This window comes from Demequina litoralis (genome assembly GCF_030418455.1).
Classification (GTDB): Bacteria; Actinomycetota; Actinomycetes; order Actinomycetales; family Demequinaceae; genus Demequina; species Demequina litoralis.
Genome location: NZ_JAUHPW010000001.1, coordinates 72,162 through 88,682 on the forward strand (window position 1 = coordinate 72,162; position 16,521 = coordinate 88,682).

At 71.7% G+C, this 16,521-nt stretch carries 18 protein-coding genes; 14 read left to right on the forward strand and 4 right to left on the reverse strand.

The genetic code is table 11. From position 1 onward, the window contains the following. The first annotated feature begins 15 nt into the window (after positions 1-15). The 7 genes from whiA (at position 16) to QQX09_RS00345 (ending at position 5,406) form a co-directional block, all read left to right on the forward strand. A complete protein-coding gene (gene whiA / locus QQX09_RS00315) occupies positions 16-999 on the forward strand; it encodes a DNA-binding protein WhiA (RefSeq protein WP_301130716.1) in 984 nt (327 codons plus the stop codon). A gap of 171 nt (positions 1,000-1,170) precedes the next feature. Continuing rightward, the gene (gap, locus tag QQX09_RS00320; protein ID WP_301130717.1) at positions 1,171-2,175 is read left to right on the forward strand and encodes a type I glyceraldehyde-3-phosphate dehydrogenase; all 1,005 of its coding nucleotides are present in this window, start codon (positions 1,171-1,173) and stop codon (positions 2,173-2,175) included. Positions 2,176-2,280: 105 nt separating this feature from the next. Next, the gene (locus tag QQX09_RS00325) at positions 2,281-3,471 is read left to right on the forward strand and encodes a phosphoglycerate kinase (protein ID WP_301130718.1); all 1,191 of its coding nucleotides are present in this window, start codon (positions 2,281-2,283) and stop codon (positions 3,469-3,471) included. A 5-nt stretch (positions 3,472-3,476) separates the two neighbouring features. Next, entirely contained in the window at positions 3,477-4,268 is a 792-nt protein-coding gene (gene tpiA / locus QQX09_RS00330; RefSeq protein WP_301130719.1) for a triose-phosphate isomerase, read from the forward strand. A gap of 87 nt (positions 4,269-4,355) precedes the next feature. Continuing rightward, positions 4,356-4,601 (forward strand): preprotein translocase subunit SecG, encoded by a 246-nt coding sequence (gene secG / locus QQX09_RS00335; RefSeq protein ID WP_301130720.1) that lies wholly within the window; start codon positions 4,356-4,358, stop codon positions 4,599-4,601. A gap of 21 nt (positions 4,602-4,622) precedes the next feature. Continuing rightward, entirely contained in the window at positions 4,623-4,985 is a 363-nt protein-coding gene (locus QQX09_RS00340; protein WP_062295965.1) for an RNA polymerase-binding protein RbpA, read from the forward strand. Between the two features lie 139 nt (positions 4,986-5,124). Next, on the forward strand, positions 5,125-5,406 hold the full coding sequence (locus QQX09_RS00345) for a SelT/SelW/SelH family protein (protein WP_301130721.1): 282 nt from the start codon (positions 5,125-5,127) through the stop codon (positions 5,404-5,406). A gap of 136 nt (positions 5,407-5,542) precedes the next feature. Here the strand turns inward: QQX09_RS00345 and pgl are convergent, their stop codons facing one another. From pgl to tkt, 4 genes are all read right to left on the reverse strand, one after another. Further along, entirely contained in the window at positions 5,543-6,277 is a 735-nt protein-coding gene (pgl, locus tag QQX09_RS00350; RefSeq protein WP_301130722.1) for a 6-phosphogluconolactonase, read from the reverse strand. After that, on the reverse strand, positions 6,274-7,194 hold the full coding sequence (locus QQX09_RS00355) for a glucose-6-phosphate dehydrogenase assembly protein OpcA (protein WP_301130723.1): 921 nt from the start codon (positions 7,192-7,194) through the stop codon (positions 6,274-6,276). The genes pgl and QQX09_RS00355 overlap by 4 nt, the downstream gene beginning before the upstream one ends. Further along, on the reverse strand, positions 7,191-8,759 hold the full coding sequence (gene zwf, locus QQX09_RS00360; protein WP_436969028.1) for a glucose-6-phosphate dehydrogenase: 1,569 nt from the start codon (positions 8,757-8,759) through the stop codon (positions 7,191-7,193). The genes QQX09_RS00355 and zwf overlap by 4 nt, the downstream gene beginning before the upstream one ends. A 227-nt stretch (positions 8,760-8,986) precedes the next feature. Continuing rightward, positions 8,987-11,068 (reverse strand): transketolase, encoded by a 2,082-nt coding sequence (gene tkt, locus QQX09_RS00365; protein ID WP_436969036.1) that lies wholly within the window; start codon positions 11,066-11,068, stop codon positions 8,987-8,989. Between the two features lie 139 nt (positions 11,069-11,207). Between tkt and QQX09_RS00370 the strand changes: the two genes are divergently transcribed. The 7 genes from QQX09_RS00370 to aroH all read left to right on the forward strand — a co-directional run bounded on the left by QQX09_RS00370 (position 11,208) and on the right by aroH (position 16,521). Continuing rightward, a complete protein-coding gene (locus QQX09_RS00370; RefSeq protein ID WP_301130726.1) occupies positions 11,208-12,161 on the forward strand; it encodes a heme o synthase in 954 nt (317 codons plus the stop codon). 2 nt (positions 12,162-12,163) lie between these two features. Beyond that, entirely contained in the window at positions 12,164-13,081 is a 918-nt protein-coding gene (gene xerD / locus QQX09_RS00375; RefSeq protein ID WP_301130727.1) for a site-specific tyrosine recombinase XerD, read from the forward strand. 32 nt (positions 13,082-13,113) lie between these two features. After that, entirely contained in the window at positions 13,114-13,929 is an 816-nt protein-coding gene (locus QQX09_RS00380; RefSeq protein WP_301130728.1) for a ParA family protein, read from the forward strand. A 1-nt stretch (position 13,930) separates the two neighbouring features. Next, positions 13,931-14,791, forward strand: coding sequence for a segregation and condensation protein A (locus QQX09_RS00385; RefSeq protein ID WP_301130729.1), 861 nt, complete (start codon positions 13,931-13,933; stop codon positions 14,789-14,791). Continuing rightward, complete coding sequence (scpB, locus tag QQX09_RS00390; RefSeq protein WP_301130730.1) at positions 14,788-15,333, forward strand: SMC-Scp complex subunit ScpB; 546 nt, start codon at positions 14,788-14,790, stop codon at positions 15,331-15,333. Before QQX09_RS00385 ends, scpB begins: the two co-directional genes overlap by 4 nt. Next, positions 15,333-16,082, forward strand: a complete 750-nt coding sequence (locus tag QQX09_RS00395) for a pseudouridine synthase (RefSeq protein ID WP_301130731.1) — start codon at positions 15,333-15,335, stop codon at positions 16,080-16,082. Before scpB ends, QQX09_RS00395 begins: the two co-directional genes overlap by 1 nt. Positions 16,083-16,158: 76 nt before the next feature. After that, positions 16,159-16,521, forward strand: coding sequence for a chorismate mutase (gene aroH / locus QQX09_RS00400; RefSeq protein WP_301130732.1), 363 nt, complete (start codon positions 16,159-16,161; stop codon positions 16,519-16,521).

Below are 16,521 nucleotides of genomic sequence, written 5' to 3' on the forward strand. Positions count from 1 at the left end.
GGCAGGATTGTCGCCATGGCTTTGACGGCACAGGTGAAGGACGAGCTCGCGCGCGTCCCGGTCGAGAAGGTCTCCGCACGCAAGGCGGAGATCGCGGCGACGCTCCGCTTCGCGGGGGGTCTGCACATCGTCTCCGGGCGCATCGTCATCGAGGCGGAGCTCGACACCGCCGCCGCGGCGCGGCGTCTACGGACGTTCATCCACGAGACCTACGGCCTCGGGTCGGAGATCATCGTGGTCTCGGGCGGGGCGCTCAAGAAGGGCAACCGCTACGTGGTGCGGGTGGTGAAGGAGGGCGAGGCGCTCGCGCGCCAGACCGGCCTGCTCGACCACCGCGGCCGACCCGTGCGCGGGCTGCCGCCGCACGTCGTGGGAGGCGCCATCGACGACACCGTCGCGGCATGGCGCGGCGCGTTCCTCGCGCACGGCTCCCTCACCGAGCCCGGCCGGTCGTCGGCGCTCGAGGTGACGTCGCCCGGACCCGAGGCGGCCCTCGCCCTCGTCGGAGCGGCCCGCCGGCTCGGCATCGGCGCGAAGTCCCGCGAGGTGCGCGGCGTCGACCGGGTCGTCATCCGTGACGGCGACGCGATCGCCTCGCTGCTGACGAGGCTCGGCGCGCACGACTCGGTCCTCGCGTGGGAGGAGAAGCGCACGCGCCGCGAGGTGCGCGGCACCGCGAACCGGCTCGCGAACTTCGACGACGCGAACCTGCGCCGCTCCGCGCGTGCCGCGGTCGCGGCCGGAGCACGCGTCGCACGCGCCTTCGACATCCTCGGCGAGGACCTGCCCGAGCACCTGCGCGAGGCCGGCGAGCTGCGGCTCGCGAACCGCGAGGCATCGCTCGAGGAGCTGGGCAAGCTCGCCGACCCGCCGCTCACCAAGGACGCGGTCGCGGGGCGCATCCGACGCCTGCTCGCGACCGCCGACAAGCGTGCCGAGGAGCTGGGCATCCCGGACACCGAGGCGGGCATCAGCCAGGAGCTCCTCGAGGACGACTAGGGCCTCCGCGGGGCCCTCACCTGGGACTTCTGTCCGGCTGGCGGCTCAACGGCGAAGTAGTAGGCTCTCAAGCAGTGGCCCGCTCCCGAGCGGCGTCCGGCGCACGTGGGCGTGCGCACCTCACAACATCCACAACCGCGTCGCCCCGGCGACGCACGGAGGAGACACACTGTGACCATCAAGGTCGGCATCAACGGCTTCGGCCGCATCGGACGTAACTTCTTCCGCGCCGCGCGTGAGCTCGGCTTCGACTTCGAGGTTGTTGGCGTCAACGACCTCACGGACAACAAGACCCTCGCCCACCTCCTCAAGTACGACACCGTGCTGGGCAAGTTCCCCGGTGAGGTCTCCTACGACGACGACAACATCTACGTCGACGGCAAGGCGATCAAGGCTCTCGCGGAGCGCGACCCCGCCGCCCTCCCGTGGGGCGAGCTCGGCGCCGACATCGTGATCGAGTCGACCGGCTTCTTCACCGACGCCGAGAAGGCCAAGGCGCACATCGCCGCCGGCGCCAAGAAGGTCATCATCTCCGCCCCGGCGAAGAACGAGGACGCGACCTTCGTCGTCGGTGTCAACCACACCGACTACGACCCGGCCGCCCACAACGTCATCTCGAACGCGTCGTGCACCACCAACTGCCTCGCGCCGTTCGCGAAGGCCCTCAACGACGCCATCGGCATCGAGCGTGGCCTCATGACCACGATCCACGCCTACACCGGCGACCAGAACCTCCAGGACGGCCCGCACAAGGACCTGCGCCGCGCCCGTGCGGCCGCGCAGAACATCGTGCCGACCTCGACCGGTGCCGCCAAGGCCGTGGCCCTCGTGCTCCCCGAGCTCAAGGGCAAGCTCGACGGCTTCGCGATGCGCGTCCCGACCATCACCGGCTCGGCGACCGACCTCACCTTCGAGGCCTCGCGTGAGACCACCGTCGAGGAGGTCAACGCCGCGATCAAGGCTGCCGCCGAGGGCGCGATGGCCGGCACGCTCGCCTACACCGAGGACGACATCGTCTCGTCGGACATCGTGGGCGACCCGCACCAGTCGATCTTCGACGCCAAGCTCACCCGCGTGACCGGCTCCACCGTCAAGGTCGTGTCGTGGTACGACAACGAGTGGGGCTACTCGGCGTCGCTCGCCAAGCTCACGAACTACGTCGGCGAGCGCCTCTAAGCACTCTCGATGTGATCGTTGCGACGGCCGTGCACGCTCTGGCGTGTGCGGCCGTCGTCGCGTCACCCTGCTCTCCCTTCCATCTCCACTAGGACAGGAACCTCCATGAAGACCATCGACTCGCTGGGCGACCTCGCCGGCAAGAAGGTGCTCGTCCGCTCGGACCTCAACGTCCCGCTCGACGGCACCACGATCACGGACGACGGCCGCGTGCGCGCCTCCGTCCCGACGATCCAGAAGCTCCTCGACGCCGGCGCCGCCGTCATCGTCACCGCGCACCTCGGCCGCCCCAAGGGCGAGCCCGACGCCAAGTACTCGCTCGCGCCCGCCGCGGCCCGCCTCGCGGAGCTGCTCGGCCGTCCCGTCACCCTCGCCGAGGACCTCGTCGGCGACTCGGCCAAGGCAGTCGTCGCCGCGCTCGAGCCCGGCCAGGTCGCGATGCTCGAGAACGTGCGCTTCGACGCACGCGAGACCTCGAAGGTGGACGAGGAGCGCGAGGCGCTCGCCGCCGAGCTCGCCGAGCTCGCCGACGCGTTCGTCTCGGACGGCTTCGGCGTCGTCCACCGCAAGCAGGCCTCGGTCTACGACATCGCGAAGAAGCTGCCCGCCGCGGCCGGCACCCTCGTCGAGAAGGAGGTCGTGTCGCTCGGCAAGGCCGTCACCGACCCGGCCCGCCCGTACGCGGTGGTCCTCGGCGGCTCGAAGGTCTCCGACAAGCTCGGCGTCATCGCGAACCTGCTCACCAAGGCCGACCGCCTCCTCATCGGCGGCGGCATGGTCTTCACGTTCCTCGCCGCCAAGGGCTACGAGGTCGGCAGCTCGCTGCTCGAGTCCGACCAGATCGACACCGTCAAGGGCTACCTGGCCACGGCGGAGGAGAGCGGCGTCGAGATCGTGCTCCCGACCGACATCGTCGCCGCGGACAAGTTCGCCGCCGACGCCGACGCGCTCGTCGTCGCCGCGGACGCGATCCCCGCGGACCGCATGGGCCTCGACATCGGCCCCGACTCGGCTGCGCTGTTCGCGTCCAAGCTCGCCGACGCGAAGACCATCGTCTGGAACGGCCCCATGGGCGTGTTCGAGATGGAGGCCTTCGCGGCCGGCACCAAGGCCGTCGCGCAGGCCATGATCGACTCCGAGGGCTTCTCGGTCGTCGGCGGCGGCGACTCGGCCGCGGCCGTGCGCCTGCTCGGCTTCGACGAGGCCGGCTTCGGCCACATTTCCACGGGCGGCGGCGCGTCGCTCGAGCTGCTCGAGGGCAAGGTCCTGCCGGGCCTCGCCGTTCTGGAGGACTGAACACCATGGCACGTACCCCGCTGATCGCCGGCAACTGGAAGCTCAACCTCGACCACCTCGAGGCGACGCACACCGTCCAGAAGCTCGCCTGGCTGCTCCGCGACGCCAAGCACGACTTCTCCGAGGTCGAGGTCGCCGTGCTGCCGTCGTTCACGTCGCTGCGCTCCGTGCAGACCCTCGTGGACGCCGACCAGCTCGAGCTCAAGTACGGCGCGCAGGACATCTCCGAGCACACCTCGGGCGCCTACACCGGCGAGGTCTCCGGCACGCAGCTGTCGAAGCTCGGCGTGTCCTTCGTGGCCGTCGGCCACTCGGAGCGCCGCCAGTACCACGGCGAGACCGACGAGGTCGTCGCGGCCAAGACGAAGGCGGCCTTCGAGCACGGCATCGTGCCGATCGTCTGCGTCGGCGAGGGCCTCGACATCCGCAAGGCCGGCGAGCACGTGTCCTACACGCTCGCTCAGGTCGACGGCGCGCTGGTCGACCTCCCCGCGGAGCAGGCCAAGGACGTCGTCATCGCCTACGAGCCCGTGTGGGCCATCGGCACCGGCGAGGTCGCGACCCCGGCGGACGCGCAGGAGGTCTGCGCGGCCATCCGTGGCCGTCTCGCGGAGCTGTACGACCAGGAGCTGGCGGACGGCGTCCGCGTCCTGTACGGCGGCTCGGTGAAGTCCTCGTCGATCGCCCAGCTCATGGCGGAGGAGGACGTCGACGGCGGCCTCGTCGGCGGCGCCTCGCTCGACCCCGAGGAGTTCTCGAAGATCGCTCGATTCAAGGCGCACAACGTCGCGATGTGATCCACCACCGGGCCGGCCCCTCGCGGGGCCGGCCCGGTGCTGTGCGTCGCGTATCCTTGTGAGCGCAATCCATCATCTGGGAGAACAGTGGACATCCTTGAGACCATCCTGTGGGTCATGCTTGTCGTGACCTCGCTGCTCATCATCGCGCTGGTGCTCATCCACCGCGGTCGTGGCGGCGGCATCACGGACATGTTCGGCGGCGGGCTCGCGTCCGGCGTCCAGTCGTCCGCCGTAGGCGAGCGCAACCTCACGCGCATCACGTGGGGCACCGCGATCGTCTGGGTGGCCGTGGTCGTGCTGCTCGGTCTCGTGTCCCGGTTCTCCCTCTAGCAGGCGACGGAGGTCGTACCCATGGCAGGGGGCAACGCCATCCGAGGCTCGCGCGTAGGCGCCGGGCCCATGGGAGAGGACGAGCGGGGCGAATCCGCGCCGCGTCAGGTCGTCTCCTACTACTGTGCGCGAGGTCATGTGACCTCGCCGAGCTTCGCCACCGGCGACGACCAGGAGATCCCGGTCGAGTGGGACTGCCCGCGCTGCGGGCTCCCCGGCGGTCTGGACCCGGACAACCCTCCGGAGCCGATCCGCAACGAGCCGTACAAGACGCACCTCGCGTATGTGAAGGAGCGTCGCAGTGACGAGGAGGGCGCCGCCCTTCTCGACGAGGCGCTCACCTCGCTCCGCGTCCGTCGCGGCGATCTCGCGGTCGCCGACTGACACGGTCGTGACGAAGGGGCCGCCCTTCCCTTGACGGGGAGGGCGGCCCCTTCGTCGTACCCGGGCGCCGCATCGTCCCGCCGCGGGAATCTCCCGGGGCCCGCTACGGTTGGCCCCAGCACGAACGAAAGGAACCACCGTGCAGATCGAGATCGAGTACTGCGTGCCCTGCGGCTACCTGCCGCGCGCCACCGCCGCCCAGACCCGGCTGCTGGAGGAGTTCGGCAACGCGCTCACCGGCGTGACCCTCAAGACCGGCCGCAAGGGCGTGTTCACGTTCCGGGCCGACGGCGAGGAGATCTACGCCAAGCCCGCCGAGTTCGACATCGACGGCATCGTGGAGACGGTCCGCGGGAAGCTGCCGGCGCGCGAGGGCGTCGACGCCGAGGGTCGCGACCTGCTGATGGGCAAGCGCCACTAGCCTTCCCCGCCCGCCCCGCGGGGACCTCTCCACGCGCGAGCGCCATGCACTCGACCGAAATGCGGATGTGTTCGTTCACATCCGCGTTTCTGGTGGAGGAGCGCCTCACCGGCGTGGAGAGGTCAACGCCGTCGGGCTACACCTTGGCCACGGCCTCCGCGTCGACCAGCCACAGCGTCTCCGCCGTCCCCCGCGCGGCCGCGGCCGGCAGTTCGAGGTCGCCGTGCAGCGATCGCGCGACCACGTCCGCCTTCGCGGCACCCGCTGCGACGATCCATACGCGCTTGGCCCGGCGGATCGACTCGAGGGTGAGCGAGACTCGGGTGGGCGGCGGCTTGGGGGAGTCGTGCACCGCGATGGCCTCGGATCCTCGCGCCTCGTAGCCGGCGTGGCCGGGGAACAGCGAGGCCACGTGGCCGTCGGGGCCCATGCCGAGCATGAGCACGTCCCACGCGGGGGCGCCCGCGGCGGCGATGTCGTCGGCGTACGCGGCCGCGGCCTCCTCGGCGGAGGCGAAGGCGGAGGAGGCTCCCATCCGGTGGATGTTCTCCTCGGGCAGCGGCAGCGAGCCCAGCAGCGCCTCCTGCGCCTGGCCCTCGTTGCGGTCGGCGTCGCCGGCGGGCACGAAGCGCTCGTCACCCCACCACAGGTGCACGCTCGTCCAGTCGATGGCGGACGCCAGGGGTGAGCGGGCGGCCGCGGCGAGGGTCGCGATGCCCACCGTGCCGCCCGTCAGCACCACGTCGGCGCGGTCCTGCACCGACAGCGTGTCGATGAGCGTCACCAGCAGGCGCGCGGCGGTCGCGTCGGTGACAGCCTCGGCCGACGGGTGGACGACGACGCGGGTCGCGTGGTCGGAGACGCCGGTCACAGCGGCACCACCGTCTCGGCGGTGAACGAGGCGAGCGCCTCGCCGTAGACCTCGTCGGAGTCGAGGCGGCGCAGCTCCTCGGCCAGCGCCTCCTCGAGCGAGCGCGCGGGCAGCGCGATCACGTGGTCCGGCTGCCCGGGCTGCGTGATGCGGGCGTTGTAGCGGTCCGGACGGCTGATCGAGATCTGCCCGGACGGCGTCTCGAGCACGATGCTCTGGAGCGCGGCGACCGAGTCGTCGTACTCCGCCTCGACCTCGCAGCCGAGCACGCGCTTGAGCCATGCGCCGAGCAGCAGGATCGACGGGCTGTTGGTGTCGCCGTGGATGCGTGCGCGCGTCACCTGCGGGTCCGGCACCTGCTCGAGCGCCACCGCCAGCAGCGCACGCCAGCGGGTGAGGCGCGTCCACGCGAGGTCGGTGTCGCCCGGGCGGTAGCAGTGCGCGAGGGACAGCAGCGTCGCGACGGGGTCCGCCTCGCCCTTGGTATCGGTGATGCGGCGCTGCGCCATGCGGCCCAGCGCGCACTCCGCCATGTCGTCGGGGACCGCGGCGGGCCACCACACGACGATGGGCGCGTCGGGCAGCAGCAGCGGGGTGACGAGGGTGTCGTCGTGGCCGATCTGCGCGCCGGACGGACGCAGCACGATCACCTCGGACGCACCGGCGTCGCCGCCCACGCGGATCTCCGCGTCGAGGCGCGCCTCGTCGGAGGTGCCGGGCGCGATGACGATGATCCGGCACGGGTGCTCGCGCGAGGCCACGTTCGCGGTCGCGATCGCCTGCTCGGCGTCCGCGCCGGTCGCGTCGATGACGAGCGTCATGACGCGGGCGAGTGTGATGACGCCGCCCTCCTTGCGCGAGTCGACCAGGCGCTTGTTGATCTCGCCGGTGGTGGTGTCGGGGATCTCGATGATCATGGGCGCCTCCAGGCACGTCCGTCGCGGGCCATCATCGCATCCGAGCTGGGCGGGCCCCAGGTGCCGGAGCGGTAGGGCTCGGGCTGCCCCTGGGTGGACCAGAAGTCGGTGATGGGGTCGAGGATCTTCCAGGAGAGGGCGACCTCCTCCTGGCGGGGGAACAGCGGCGGGTCGCCGAGCAGCACGTCGAGGATGAGGCGCTCGTAGGCCTCCGGCGAGCTCTCGGTGAACGCGTTGCCGTACGCGAAGTCCATCGTGACGTCGCGCACCTCCATCGCGGTGCCCGGCACCTTGGAGCCGAAGCGCAGCGTCACGCCCTCGTCCGGCTGGACGCGGATGACCAGGGCGTTCGAGCCGGCGTCGCCGCCGCTCACCTCCTGGAAGTGGGGCGACGGCGCCTTCTTGAACACCAGCGCGATCTCGGTGACGCGGCGCCCGAGGCGCTTGCCGGCGCGCAGGTAGAACGGGGTGCCGGCCCAGCGGCGGTTGGGCACCTCGAGGCGGATCGCGGCGTACGTCTCGGTGATCGAGTCGGGGGAGATGCCGTCCTCGTCGAGGAAGCCGCCCACCTGCTCGCCGCCGCGCCAGCCGGCCGCGTACTGGCCGCGCGCGGTGCCCTCGCCCAGGTCCGCGGGCAGGACGGTGGAGCGCAGCACCTTCTCCTTCTCCATGCGGAGGTCGTCGGCCTCGAAGCTCGCGGGCTCCTCCATCGCGGTGAGCGCGAAGAGCTGAAGCAGGTGGTTCTGGATGACGTCGCGGGCGGTGCCGATGCCGTCGAAGTAGCCGGCTCGCGACCCGATGCCGATGTCCTCGGCCATCGTGATCTGCACGTGGTCGATGTACTGCGAGTTCCAGATCGGCTCGAACAGTTGGTTCGCGAAGCGCAGCGCCAGCAGGTTCTGCACCGTCTCCTTGCCGAGGTAGTGGTCGATGCGGAACACCGAGTCGGGCGGGAACACGTCCGACACCACCGCGTCGAGCTCCTCGGCGGACTCGAGGTTGTGGCCGAACGGCTTCTCGATGACGACGCGCCGCCACGTTCCCTCGCGCGGGTCCGACAGGCCGGACTCGCGCAGCTGGGTCACCACCTGCGGGAACGCCGACGGCGGGATCGACAGGTAGAACGCGTGGTTGCCGCCCGTGCCGCGCTCCCGGTCGAGCTCCTCGACGGTCTCGCGCAGGCGCTTGAACGCCTCCGGATCGTCGAACGTGCCCTGCACGAAGCGGATGCCCTCGGCGAGCTGCTGCCAGGTCTCCTCGCGGAACGGCGTGCGCGCGTACTTCTTCACCGAGTCGTGGACCACCTGCGCGAAGTCCTGCTCGTCCCAGTCGCGGCGGGCGAAGCCCGTGAGCGCGAAGGCCGGCGGCAACAGGCCGCGGTTCGCGAGGTCGTACACCGCGGGCATGAGCTTCTTGCGCGCGAGGTCGCCGGTGACGCCGAACATCACGAGGCCGCAGGAGCCGGCGATGCGGGGCAGGCGACGATCGCGCGGATCGCGCAGGGGATTGTTCACTCTGTGACCTTCCAGGGGGGACGCCGAGACGGACAGGAACGCTCCCGCCATCCTATTGCGCGGGCACGATGCGACGGCGCCACCTGGTGAGACGGGCGGCGCCGTGCGCCCCTCCACACGCGCCGCGCAATGTGAACGTTCGCCGGTGCGGATCGCGGCCGATGACGGGGTCTCCTGGTGGAGGAGCGACTCATCGGCGTGGAGAGGCCCCCGGGGGGCAGGGGAGACGCGACGAGGGGCCCCGCCGCAGCGGAGCCCCTCGTCGTGGATGGTGCGGGTCAGCCCGCGGCGGCGATGCTCTCGCGCGCCTGGGCGGCGACGTTCTCCGGGTTGAAGCCGTACTTCTTCAGCAGCAGCGCGCCGTCGGCGGACTCGCCGAAGTGGTCGACCGCGACCGTGCGGCCGGCGTCGCCGACCAGGTCGCGCCAGCCCAGCGCCGAGCCGGCCTCGACCGACACGCGCGCCTTGAGCCCGGCGGGCAGCACCGACTCGCGGTACGCGGCGTCCTGGCGCGAGAAGCGCTCGCGCGACGGCATCGACACGACGCGGGCCTTGACGCCCTCGGCGGCGAGCAGCTCGCGCGCCTCGACCGCGACCGCGACCTCGGAGCCGGTGGCGATGAGGAGCACGTCGGCGTCCTCGTCGGCACCCGCGACGACGTAGGCGCCCTTGAGCACGCCCTCGGTCGACGTGCCCTCGAGCACGGGGAGGTTCTGGCGCGACAGGATGATCGCCGACGGACGGTCGGTGGTCTCCAGGATCGCCTTCCACGCGGCCGCGGTCTCGTTCGCGTCCGCGGGGCGGATCACGTCGAGGCCGGGGATCGCGCGCAGCGTCGCGATGTGCTCGATCGGCTGGTGGGTCGGGCCGTCCTCGCCGAGGCCCACCGAGTCGTGCGTCCACACGAACGTGGTCGGGATCTGCATGAGGGCCGCGAGGCGGACCGAGGCGCGCATGTAGTCGGAGAACACCAGGAACGTGCCGCCGTAGACGCGGGTGAGGCCGTGCAGCGTGATGCCGTTGAGGATCGCGCCCATGCCGAACTCGCGGATGCCGAAGTGCAGCGTGCGGCCGTACCACTGGCCGTCGGGCCACGAGTGGGTGGAGTGGTGCGGCGGGAGGAACGAGGGCTCGCCGGCCATGGTGGTGTTGTTCGAGCCCGCGAGGTCGGCCGAGCCGCCCCACAGCTCGGGCAGCACCGGCGCGAGGGCCGTGAGGACCTTGCCCGACGCGGCGCGGGTCGCGACCTTGGAGCCGACCTCGAAGGTGGGGAGCGCATCGTCCCAGCCCTCGGGCAGCTCGCGGTTCACGAGGCGCGCGAGCAGCGCGGCGCGCTCGGGGTTCTCGGCCTCCCAGCGGGAGAACGCGGCGTTCCACTCGGAGTGGGCGGCCTGTCCGCGGTCCTTGACCAGGTGCATGTGCGCGAGCACCTCGGGCTCCACCACGAAGGACTGCTCGGGGTCGAAGCCGAGCACCTCCTTGAGGCCGGCGACCTCGGCGGAGCCGAGCGCCGAGCCGTGCACGCCGCCCGTGTTCTGCTTGGTGGGCGACGGCCAGCCGATGATGGTGCTGAGCGCGATGATGGAGGGCTTGCCGGTCTCGGCCTTGGCGGCCTCGATGGCGTCGTAGAGGGCCTGCGGGTCCTCCTGGTAGCCGTCCTCCTTGACCCACGAGACCTTCTGGGTGTGCCAGCCGTACGCCTCGTAGCGGCCCAGCACGTCCTCGGTGAAGGAGATGTCGGTCTCGTGCTCGATCGAGATCTTGTTGTCGTCCCAGATGACGATGAGGTTGCCGAGCTCCTGCGTGCCGGCGAGCGCCGAGGCCTCGTGCGCGACGCCCTCCTGGAGGCAGCCGTCGCCCGCGATCACGTAGATGTGGTGGTCGAACGGCGAGGTGCCGGGGGCGGCGTCGGGGTCGAGGAGGCCGCGCTCGCGGCGCGACGCCATCGCCATGCCGACCGAGGACGCGATGCCGGTGCCCAGCGGGCCGGTCGTGATCTCGACGCCGTCGGTGTGGCCGTACTCGGGGTGGCCAGGGGTGAGCGAGCCCTCGGTGCGCAGCGACTTGAGGTCGTCGAGCGAGAGCTGGTAGCCGGAGGCGAAGAGCTGCAGGTAGAGCGTCAGCGACGAGTGACCCGCGGACAGCACGAAGCGGTCGCGGCCGAGCCAGTGCGAGTCCGCCGGGTCGTGCTTCATCACGTTCTGGAAGAGCAGGTAGGCGGCGGGGGCCAGCGAGATGGCCGTGCCGGGGTGGCCGTTGCCGACCTTCTCGACGGCGTCCGCCGCGAGGACGCGGAGGGTGTCGACCGCCCGGCGGTCGACGTCGGTCCAGTTGATGGTCACAGGTGTCTCCCTCGACAGGTAGCGGGTACGGGGGCCAGCCTACAAGGGCCGGGCGGCTTTGTAGTACGTTCACATTTCTGTGAGCGGTGCCATCCCACGCGTCGGGACGGCGCCGCCACGGACCCTGGTCCCGGTGCGCGCGGTTACACTTGTCCGCATGCCGATCGCCACCACCGAGGCTCATGCCGCCGTGCCCGTCGCGGCCCCCCGCCGGGTGTGGGCGACCATCGGGGCGTACGTCGCGCTCACGAAGCCGCGCATCATCGAGCTGCTGCTCGTCACCACCATCCCGACGATGGTCCTCGCGGCCGACGGCTGGCCCTCGGTGGGTCTCCTCGCGGGCACCCTGATCGGCGGATCGCTGTCCGCCGGGGGCGCCCAGGTGTTCAACAGCTACCTCGACCGCGACATCGACGCGGTGATGAAGCGCACCCGCCGCCGCCCGCTCGTCACGGGGGCCGTCTCGGAGCGCGGCGCGCTCGTCTTCGCGTGGGTCCTGTCGGTCGTGTCGACGCTGTGGTTCTGGCTCGTCGTCGGATCGCCGCTCGCGGCCGTGCTGTCGGTGCTCGCGATCCTCGGCTACGTCGTCGGCTACACGATGATCCTCAAGCGCCGCACCGCGCAGAACATCGTGTGGGGCGGCATCGCCGGCTGCATGCCGGTGCTCATCGGCTGGGCGGCCGTCACCAACGAGCTCGCGTGGACGCCGTTCCTGCTGTTCCTCATCATCTTCTTCTGGACGCCGCCGCACTACTGGCCGCTGTCGATGAAGTTCCGCGGCGACTACGAGAACGCGCGCGTGCCGATGCTGCCCGTGATCGCGCCCGCCCGAACGGTCGCGGTCGAGATGATCGGCTACGCCGCGGCGATGGTCGCGACGTCGCTCGTGCTCGCGTGGGTGGCCGGCATGACCTGGGTGTACGTCGGCATCGCCGCCGCTGCCGGCGCGTGGTTCCTGGCGGGCTGCGTGCGGATGTACCGCCGCTCGCGCGCGGGCCACTCGAAGCTCCACGAGATGCGCCTGTTCCGCGACTCGATCACCTACCTGTCGATCGTCTTCGCCGCGGTGATGGTGGACCCCTTCCTCACCGACGTGCTGTCGGTCCGCTGACGATGCTCGAGCGGCAGCGTGACGCGTACCTCGCGCACGTCGCCGTCGAGCGGGGGCTGAGCCCGAACACCGTCGCCGCGTACCGCCGCGACCTCGACCGCTACGCCTCCTTCCTGGCCGCGCGCGGGCTCGCGGACCTCAAGGACGTCACCCGCGAGGACGTCGCCGCCTTCGCCCAGGGGGTGAGCACGGGCGACGACGGCGGCCGCGCCCTCGCCCCCGCATCGGCCTCCCGCACGGTGGTGGCGGTGCGCGGCTGGCACCGCTTCGCGGTGCTCGAGGGATGGACGCTCGGCGACCCGTCCGCGCAGGTGAAGCCGCGCGCCATCCCCAAGCGGCTGCCCAAGGCCATCAGCACCGACGAGGTGGACCGCATCCTCGCCCAGGCGGGTGCGGGCGACGGCCCGTCGCCGCTGCGCGACCGCGCGCTGCTCGAGCTCGTGTACGCGACCGGCGCGCGCATCTCCGAGGCCGTCGGCCTCGACGTCGACGACGTGGTGCTCGACGCCGGCGAGGAGACGGTCCTGCTGCGCGGCAAGGGTCGCAAGGAGCGCATCGTCCCCGTGGGCGGCTACGCCGTCGACGCGCTCGACGCCTACCTGGTCCGTGCCCGCGCGCCGCTCGCCCAAGCCGGCCGCGGCACCCCCGCCCTGTTCCTCAACACGCGCGGCGGGCGCCTGTCGCGCCAGTCGGCGTGGGCGATCCTGCGGGCCGCCGCGGAGCGTGCCGGGGTCGAGGACGTGTCGCCCCACACGCTGCGCCACTCGTTCGCGACCCACCTGCTCAACGGCGGGGCGGACGTGCGCGTGGTGCAGGAGCTGCTCGGCCACGCCTCCGTCACGACCACCCAGATCTACACGCTCGTGACCCGCGACACCCTGCGCGAGGTGTACGCCGCGACGCACCCGCGCGCCCGCTGAGGACGGCCGGGACCAGGCGGTAGGGTTGGCGCGTGACCGACTTCCCTGCACCCGAGCCCCTTCCCAGCCACGGTCCCGCGCGCGTCGTCGCGCTGTGCAACCAGAAGGGCGGCGTGGGCAAGACGACCACGTCGGTCAACCTCGCCGCCGCGCTCGCCGAGTACGGCCGCAAGGTGCTGCTCATCGACTTCGACCCGCAGGGCGCCGCCTCGGCCGCGCTGGGCATCAACGCCGACGCGCTCGAGAGCACGGTCTACAACCTCCTCATGGAGACGGGCGTCTCCACGCGCGAGGTCATCCTCGAGACGAAGGTGCCCGGGCTCGACCTGCTGCCCGCGAACATCGACCTGTCCGCGGCCGAGGTCCAGCTCGTCGGCGAGGTCGCCCGCGAGAGCGCCCTCGCCCGCGCGCTGCGCCCCGTGCTCGACGACTACGACGCGATCCTCATCGACTGCCAGCCGTCGCTCGGCCTGCTCACCGTCAACGCGCTCGTCGCGGCCCACGGCGTGGTCATCCCCCTCGCCGCGGAGTACTTCGCGATGCGCGGCGTCAAGCTCCTCGTCGACACCATCCGCAAGGTGCAGGACCGGCTCAACACGCGCCTCACCATCGACGCGATCGTGCCGACGCTCTACGACGGCCGCACCCTGCACGCGCAGGAGGTCGTGGAGCGCGTCCGCGACGCGTTCGGCGACCAGGTCACCGAGACGATGATCCACCGCACCGTGAAGTTCCCCGACGCGACCGTCGCCGCGGAGCCCATCACCACGTTCGCCCCGTCGCACGCCGGCGCCGAGGCCTACCGTCAGCTCGCCAGCGAGCTCGTGGCGCGCGGGGTCGCCGCCTAGCGTGACCGCCGAGGTCGCGACCGAGTCCTCGAAGGGGTTCGAGGTCCACCTCGACAACTTCGAGGGCCCCTTCGACCTGCTCCTCAGCCTCATCTCCAAGCACCAGCTGGAGATCACCGAGGTGGCGCTCGCGCGGGTCACCGACGAGTTCCTCGCGACCATCTCGCGGCACGAGGACGGCTGGGACCTCTCGCAGGCCTCGGAGTTCCTCGTGGTGGCCGCGACGCTGCTCGACCTCAAGGCCGCGCGGCTGTTGCCGCAGGGCGAGGTCGACGACCTCGAGGACCTCGAGCTGCTCGAGGCGCGCGACCTGCTGTTCGCGCGGCTGCTCCAGTACCGCGCGTTCAAGCAGGCCGCCGGCGCCTTCCAGACGATGCTCGCGGCGCCGCGCCGCATCCCGCGCGACGTCCCGCTCGAGCCGCAGTTCGCGATGCTGCTGCCGGAGCTCGTGTGGACCGCGACTCCCGAGCTGCTCGCCCAGCTCGCGGCCCATGCGCTCCAGCCCAAGGACGCGCCCACGGTGAGCATCGCGCACCTGCACAACCCCGCCGTCAGCGTCCGCGAGCAGGCCGCGGTCATCACCAACCGCCTGCAGCGCGAGGGCGCGGTGTCGTTCCGCTCGCTCGTGCGCGACGCCGGCAGCACGGGCGTGGTGGTCGCGCGCTTCCTCGCGCTGCTCGAGCTGTTCCGCGAGGCCGTGGTGGCCTTCGATCAGGTACGCTCCCTCGGCGAGCTGACGGTCCGCTGGACCGGAGGCGACTCCGCCGTCGAGGTGTCGGCGGAGTTCGACGAGGACGATGCGATGGGCGTCGCCTCGGAGGCCGCGGGCCTGGCGCCCGCACCCGGTGAGGAGAGCCAGTGAACCCAGCAGCCCTGCGAGGCGCGCTCGAGGCGGTGCTCATGGTCGTGGACGAGCCCGTGCCTGCCGCGGAGCTCGCCGCCGCCGTCGAGGTGCCCGTCGCGGACGTCGAGGCCGCGCTCGAGGGGCTGCGCGACGAGTACGCGGACCCCGACGCGCCGCGCGGCTTCGAGCTGCGCGAGGTCGACGGGGGCTGGCGCATCTACTCGTCGCGGCTGTTCGCGGACGTCGTCGGCCGCTTCATCGTCGAGGGCCAGTCCGCGCGCCTGTCGCAGGCGGCGCTCGAGACCCTCGCCGTCGTCGCCTACCGCCAGCCCGTCACCCGCGGGCAGGTGTCCCAGATCCGCGGCGTCAACGTCGACTCCGTCATGAAGACGCTCGCCGCGCGCGGGCTCGTGACCGAGGTGGGGGAGAGCTCCGGCGCCGTCCTCTACGGCACGTCGACCGAGTTCCTCGAGCGCATGGGCATGTCCACGCTCGACGACCTGCCGCCGCTCGCGCCGTACCTGCCCGACCTGGCCGACATCGATGGGGAGGGCCGCTGATGGCCGAGCTCGAGATCCACCGCCCCGAGGGCATCCGCCTGCAGAAGGTGCTCGCGTCCGCGGGCGTCGGCTCGCGTCGCAAGTGCGAGGACCTCATCGAGGCCGGACGCGTGAAGGTCGACGGCGAGGTCGTCGACCAGCTCGGCGTGCGCGTCGTCCCCGAGGAGGTCGTCATCGAGGTCGACGGCGAGCGCATCGCGGTCGACGCGAGCCACATCACGGTGGTGCTCAACAAGCCCTTCGGCGTGGTGAGCACGATGAGCGACCCGCAGGGCCGTCCCGCCCTCGACCAGTTCGTGCAGCAGTACGACGAGCGCCTCTTCCACGTGGGCCGCCTCGACGCCGAGACCACGGGCCTCATCCTCCTCACCAACGACGGCGATCTCGCCAACCGTCTCGCGCATCCCACCCACGGCGTGTCGAAGGTGTACGTCGCGAAGGTCCGCGGCCGCGTCTCCAAGCACCTGTGCACGCACCTCAAGGAGGGCATCGAGCTCGACGACGGCCCCGTGCGCGCCACCGCCTGCCACATCCTCGACGTCACCCAGGACTCGTCGCTCGTCCAGGTCGAGCTCCACGAGGGCCGCAACCGCATCGTGCGCCGCATGCTCGACCAGATGGGCCACCCCGTCCTCGAGCTCGTGCGCACGCAGTTCGGCCCCATCCGACTCGGCACGCTCGCGCCCGGCGAGGTGCGCGAGCTCGGCCCGGTCGACGTCGGCCGGCTCATGGACGCCGCCGGGATGTAGCCGGGACCGGCCGCTACCCGCAGGGCCGGCCGCAGGCGGCCCGGACGGCGCCCCCGCGACCGATACGATGGTCGCCATGAGAATCCGAGCGATCCGTGGCGCCATCACCCTGGACCGCGACGAGAAGGAGCACCTCCACGCGCGCACGACCGAGCTGGTCGAGGCGATGATGCGGGAGAACTCCCTCAGCACCGACGACCTGGTGTCCGTGGTCTTCACCTGCACCCCGGACATCGTCAGCGACTTCCCTGCGGCCGCCGCCCGCGCGATGGGCTTCGGCGCCGTCCCGCTCATGTGCGCGCAGGAGATGGCCGTGCCCGGCGCGCTCCCGCTCGTCGTGCGCGTGATGATGCACGCGTACCTCGACCGCCCGCGCGACGAGGTCGCGCACGTGTACCTGCGCGACGCCGTGAAGCTGCGCCGCGACCTGGCCCAGTAG

Bases quoted from the DNA above. Each gene is read 5' to 3' on its own strand.
- whiA (WP_301130716.1), top strand. From the start codon at position 16: ATGGCTTTGACGGCACAGGTGAAGGACGAGCTCGCGCGCGTCCCGGTC.
- QQX09_RS00325 (WP_301130718.1), top strand. From the start codon at position 2,281: ATGAAGACCATCGACTCGCTGGGCGACCTCGCCGGCAAGAAGGTGCTC.
- tpiA (WP_301130719.1), top strand. From the start codon at position 3,477: ATGGCACGTACCCCGCTGATCGCCGGCAACTGGAAGCTCAACCTCGAC.
- QQX09_RS00340 (WP_062295965.1), top strand. From the start codon at position 4,623: ATGGCAGGGGGCAACGCCATCCGAGGCTCGCGCGTAGGCGCCGGGCCC.
- QQX09_RS00355 (WP_301130723.1), bottom strand. From the start codon at position 7,194: ATGATCATCGAGATCCCCGACACCACCACCGGCGAGATCAACAAGCGC.
- zwf (WP_436969028.1), bottom strand. From the start codon at position 8,759: ATGGCGGGAGCGTTCCTGTCCGTCTCGGCGTCCCCCCTGGAAGGTCAC.
- QQX09_RS00370 (WP_301130726.1), top strand. From the start codon at position 11,208: ATGCCGATCGCCACCACCGAGGCTCATGCCGCCGTGCCCGTCGCGGCC.
- xerD (WP_301130727.1), top strand. From the start codon at position 12,164: ATGCTCGAGCGGCAGCGTGACGCGTACCTCGCGCACGTCGCCGTCGAG.
- QQX09_RS00395 (WP_301130731.1), top strand. From the start codon at position 15,333: ATGGCCGAGCTCGAGATCCACCGCCCCGAGGGCATCCGCCTGCAGAAG.
- aroH (WP_301130732.1), top strand. From the start codon at position 16,159: ATGAGAATCCGAGCGATCCGTGGCGCCATCACCCTGGACCGCGACGAG.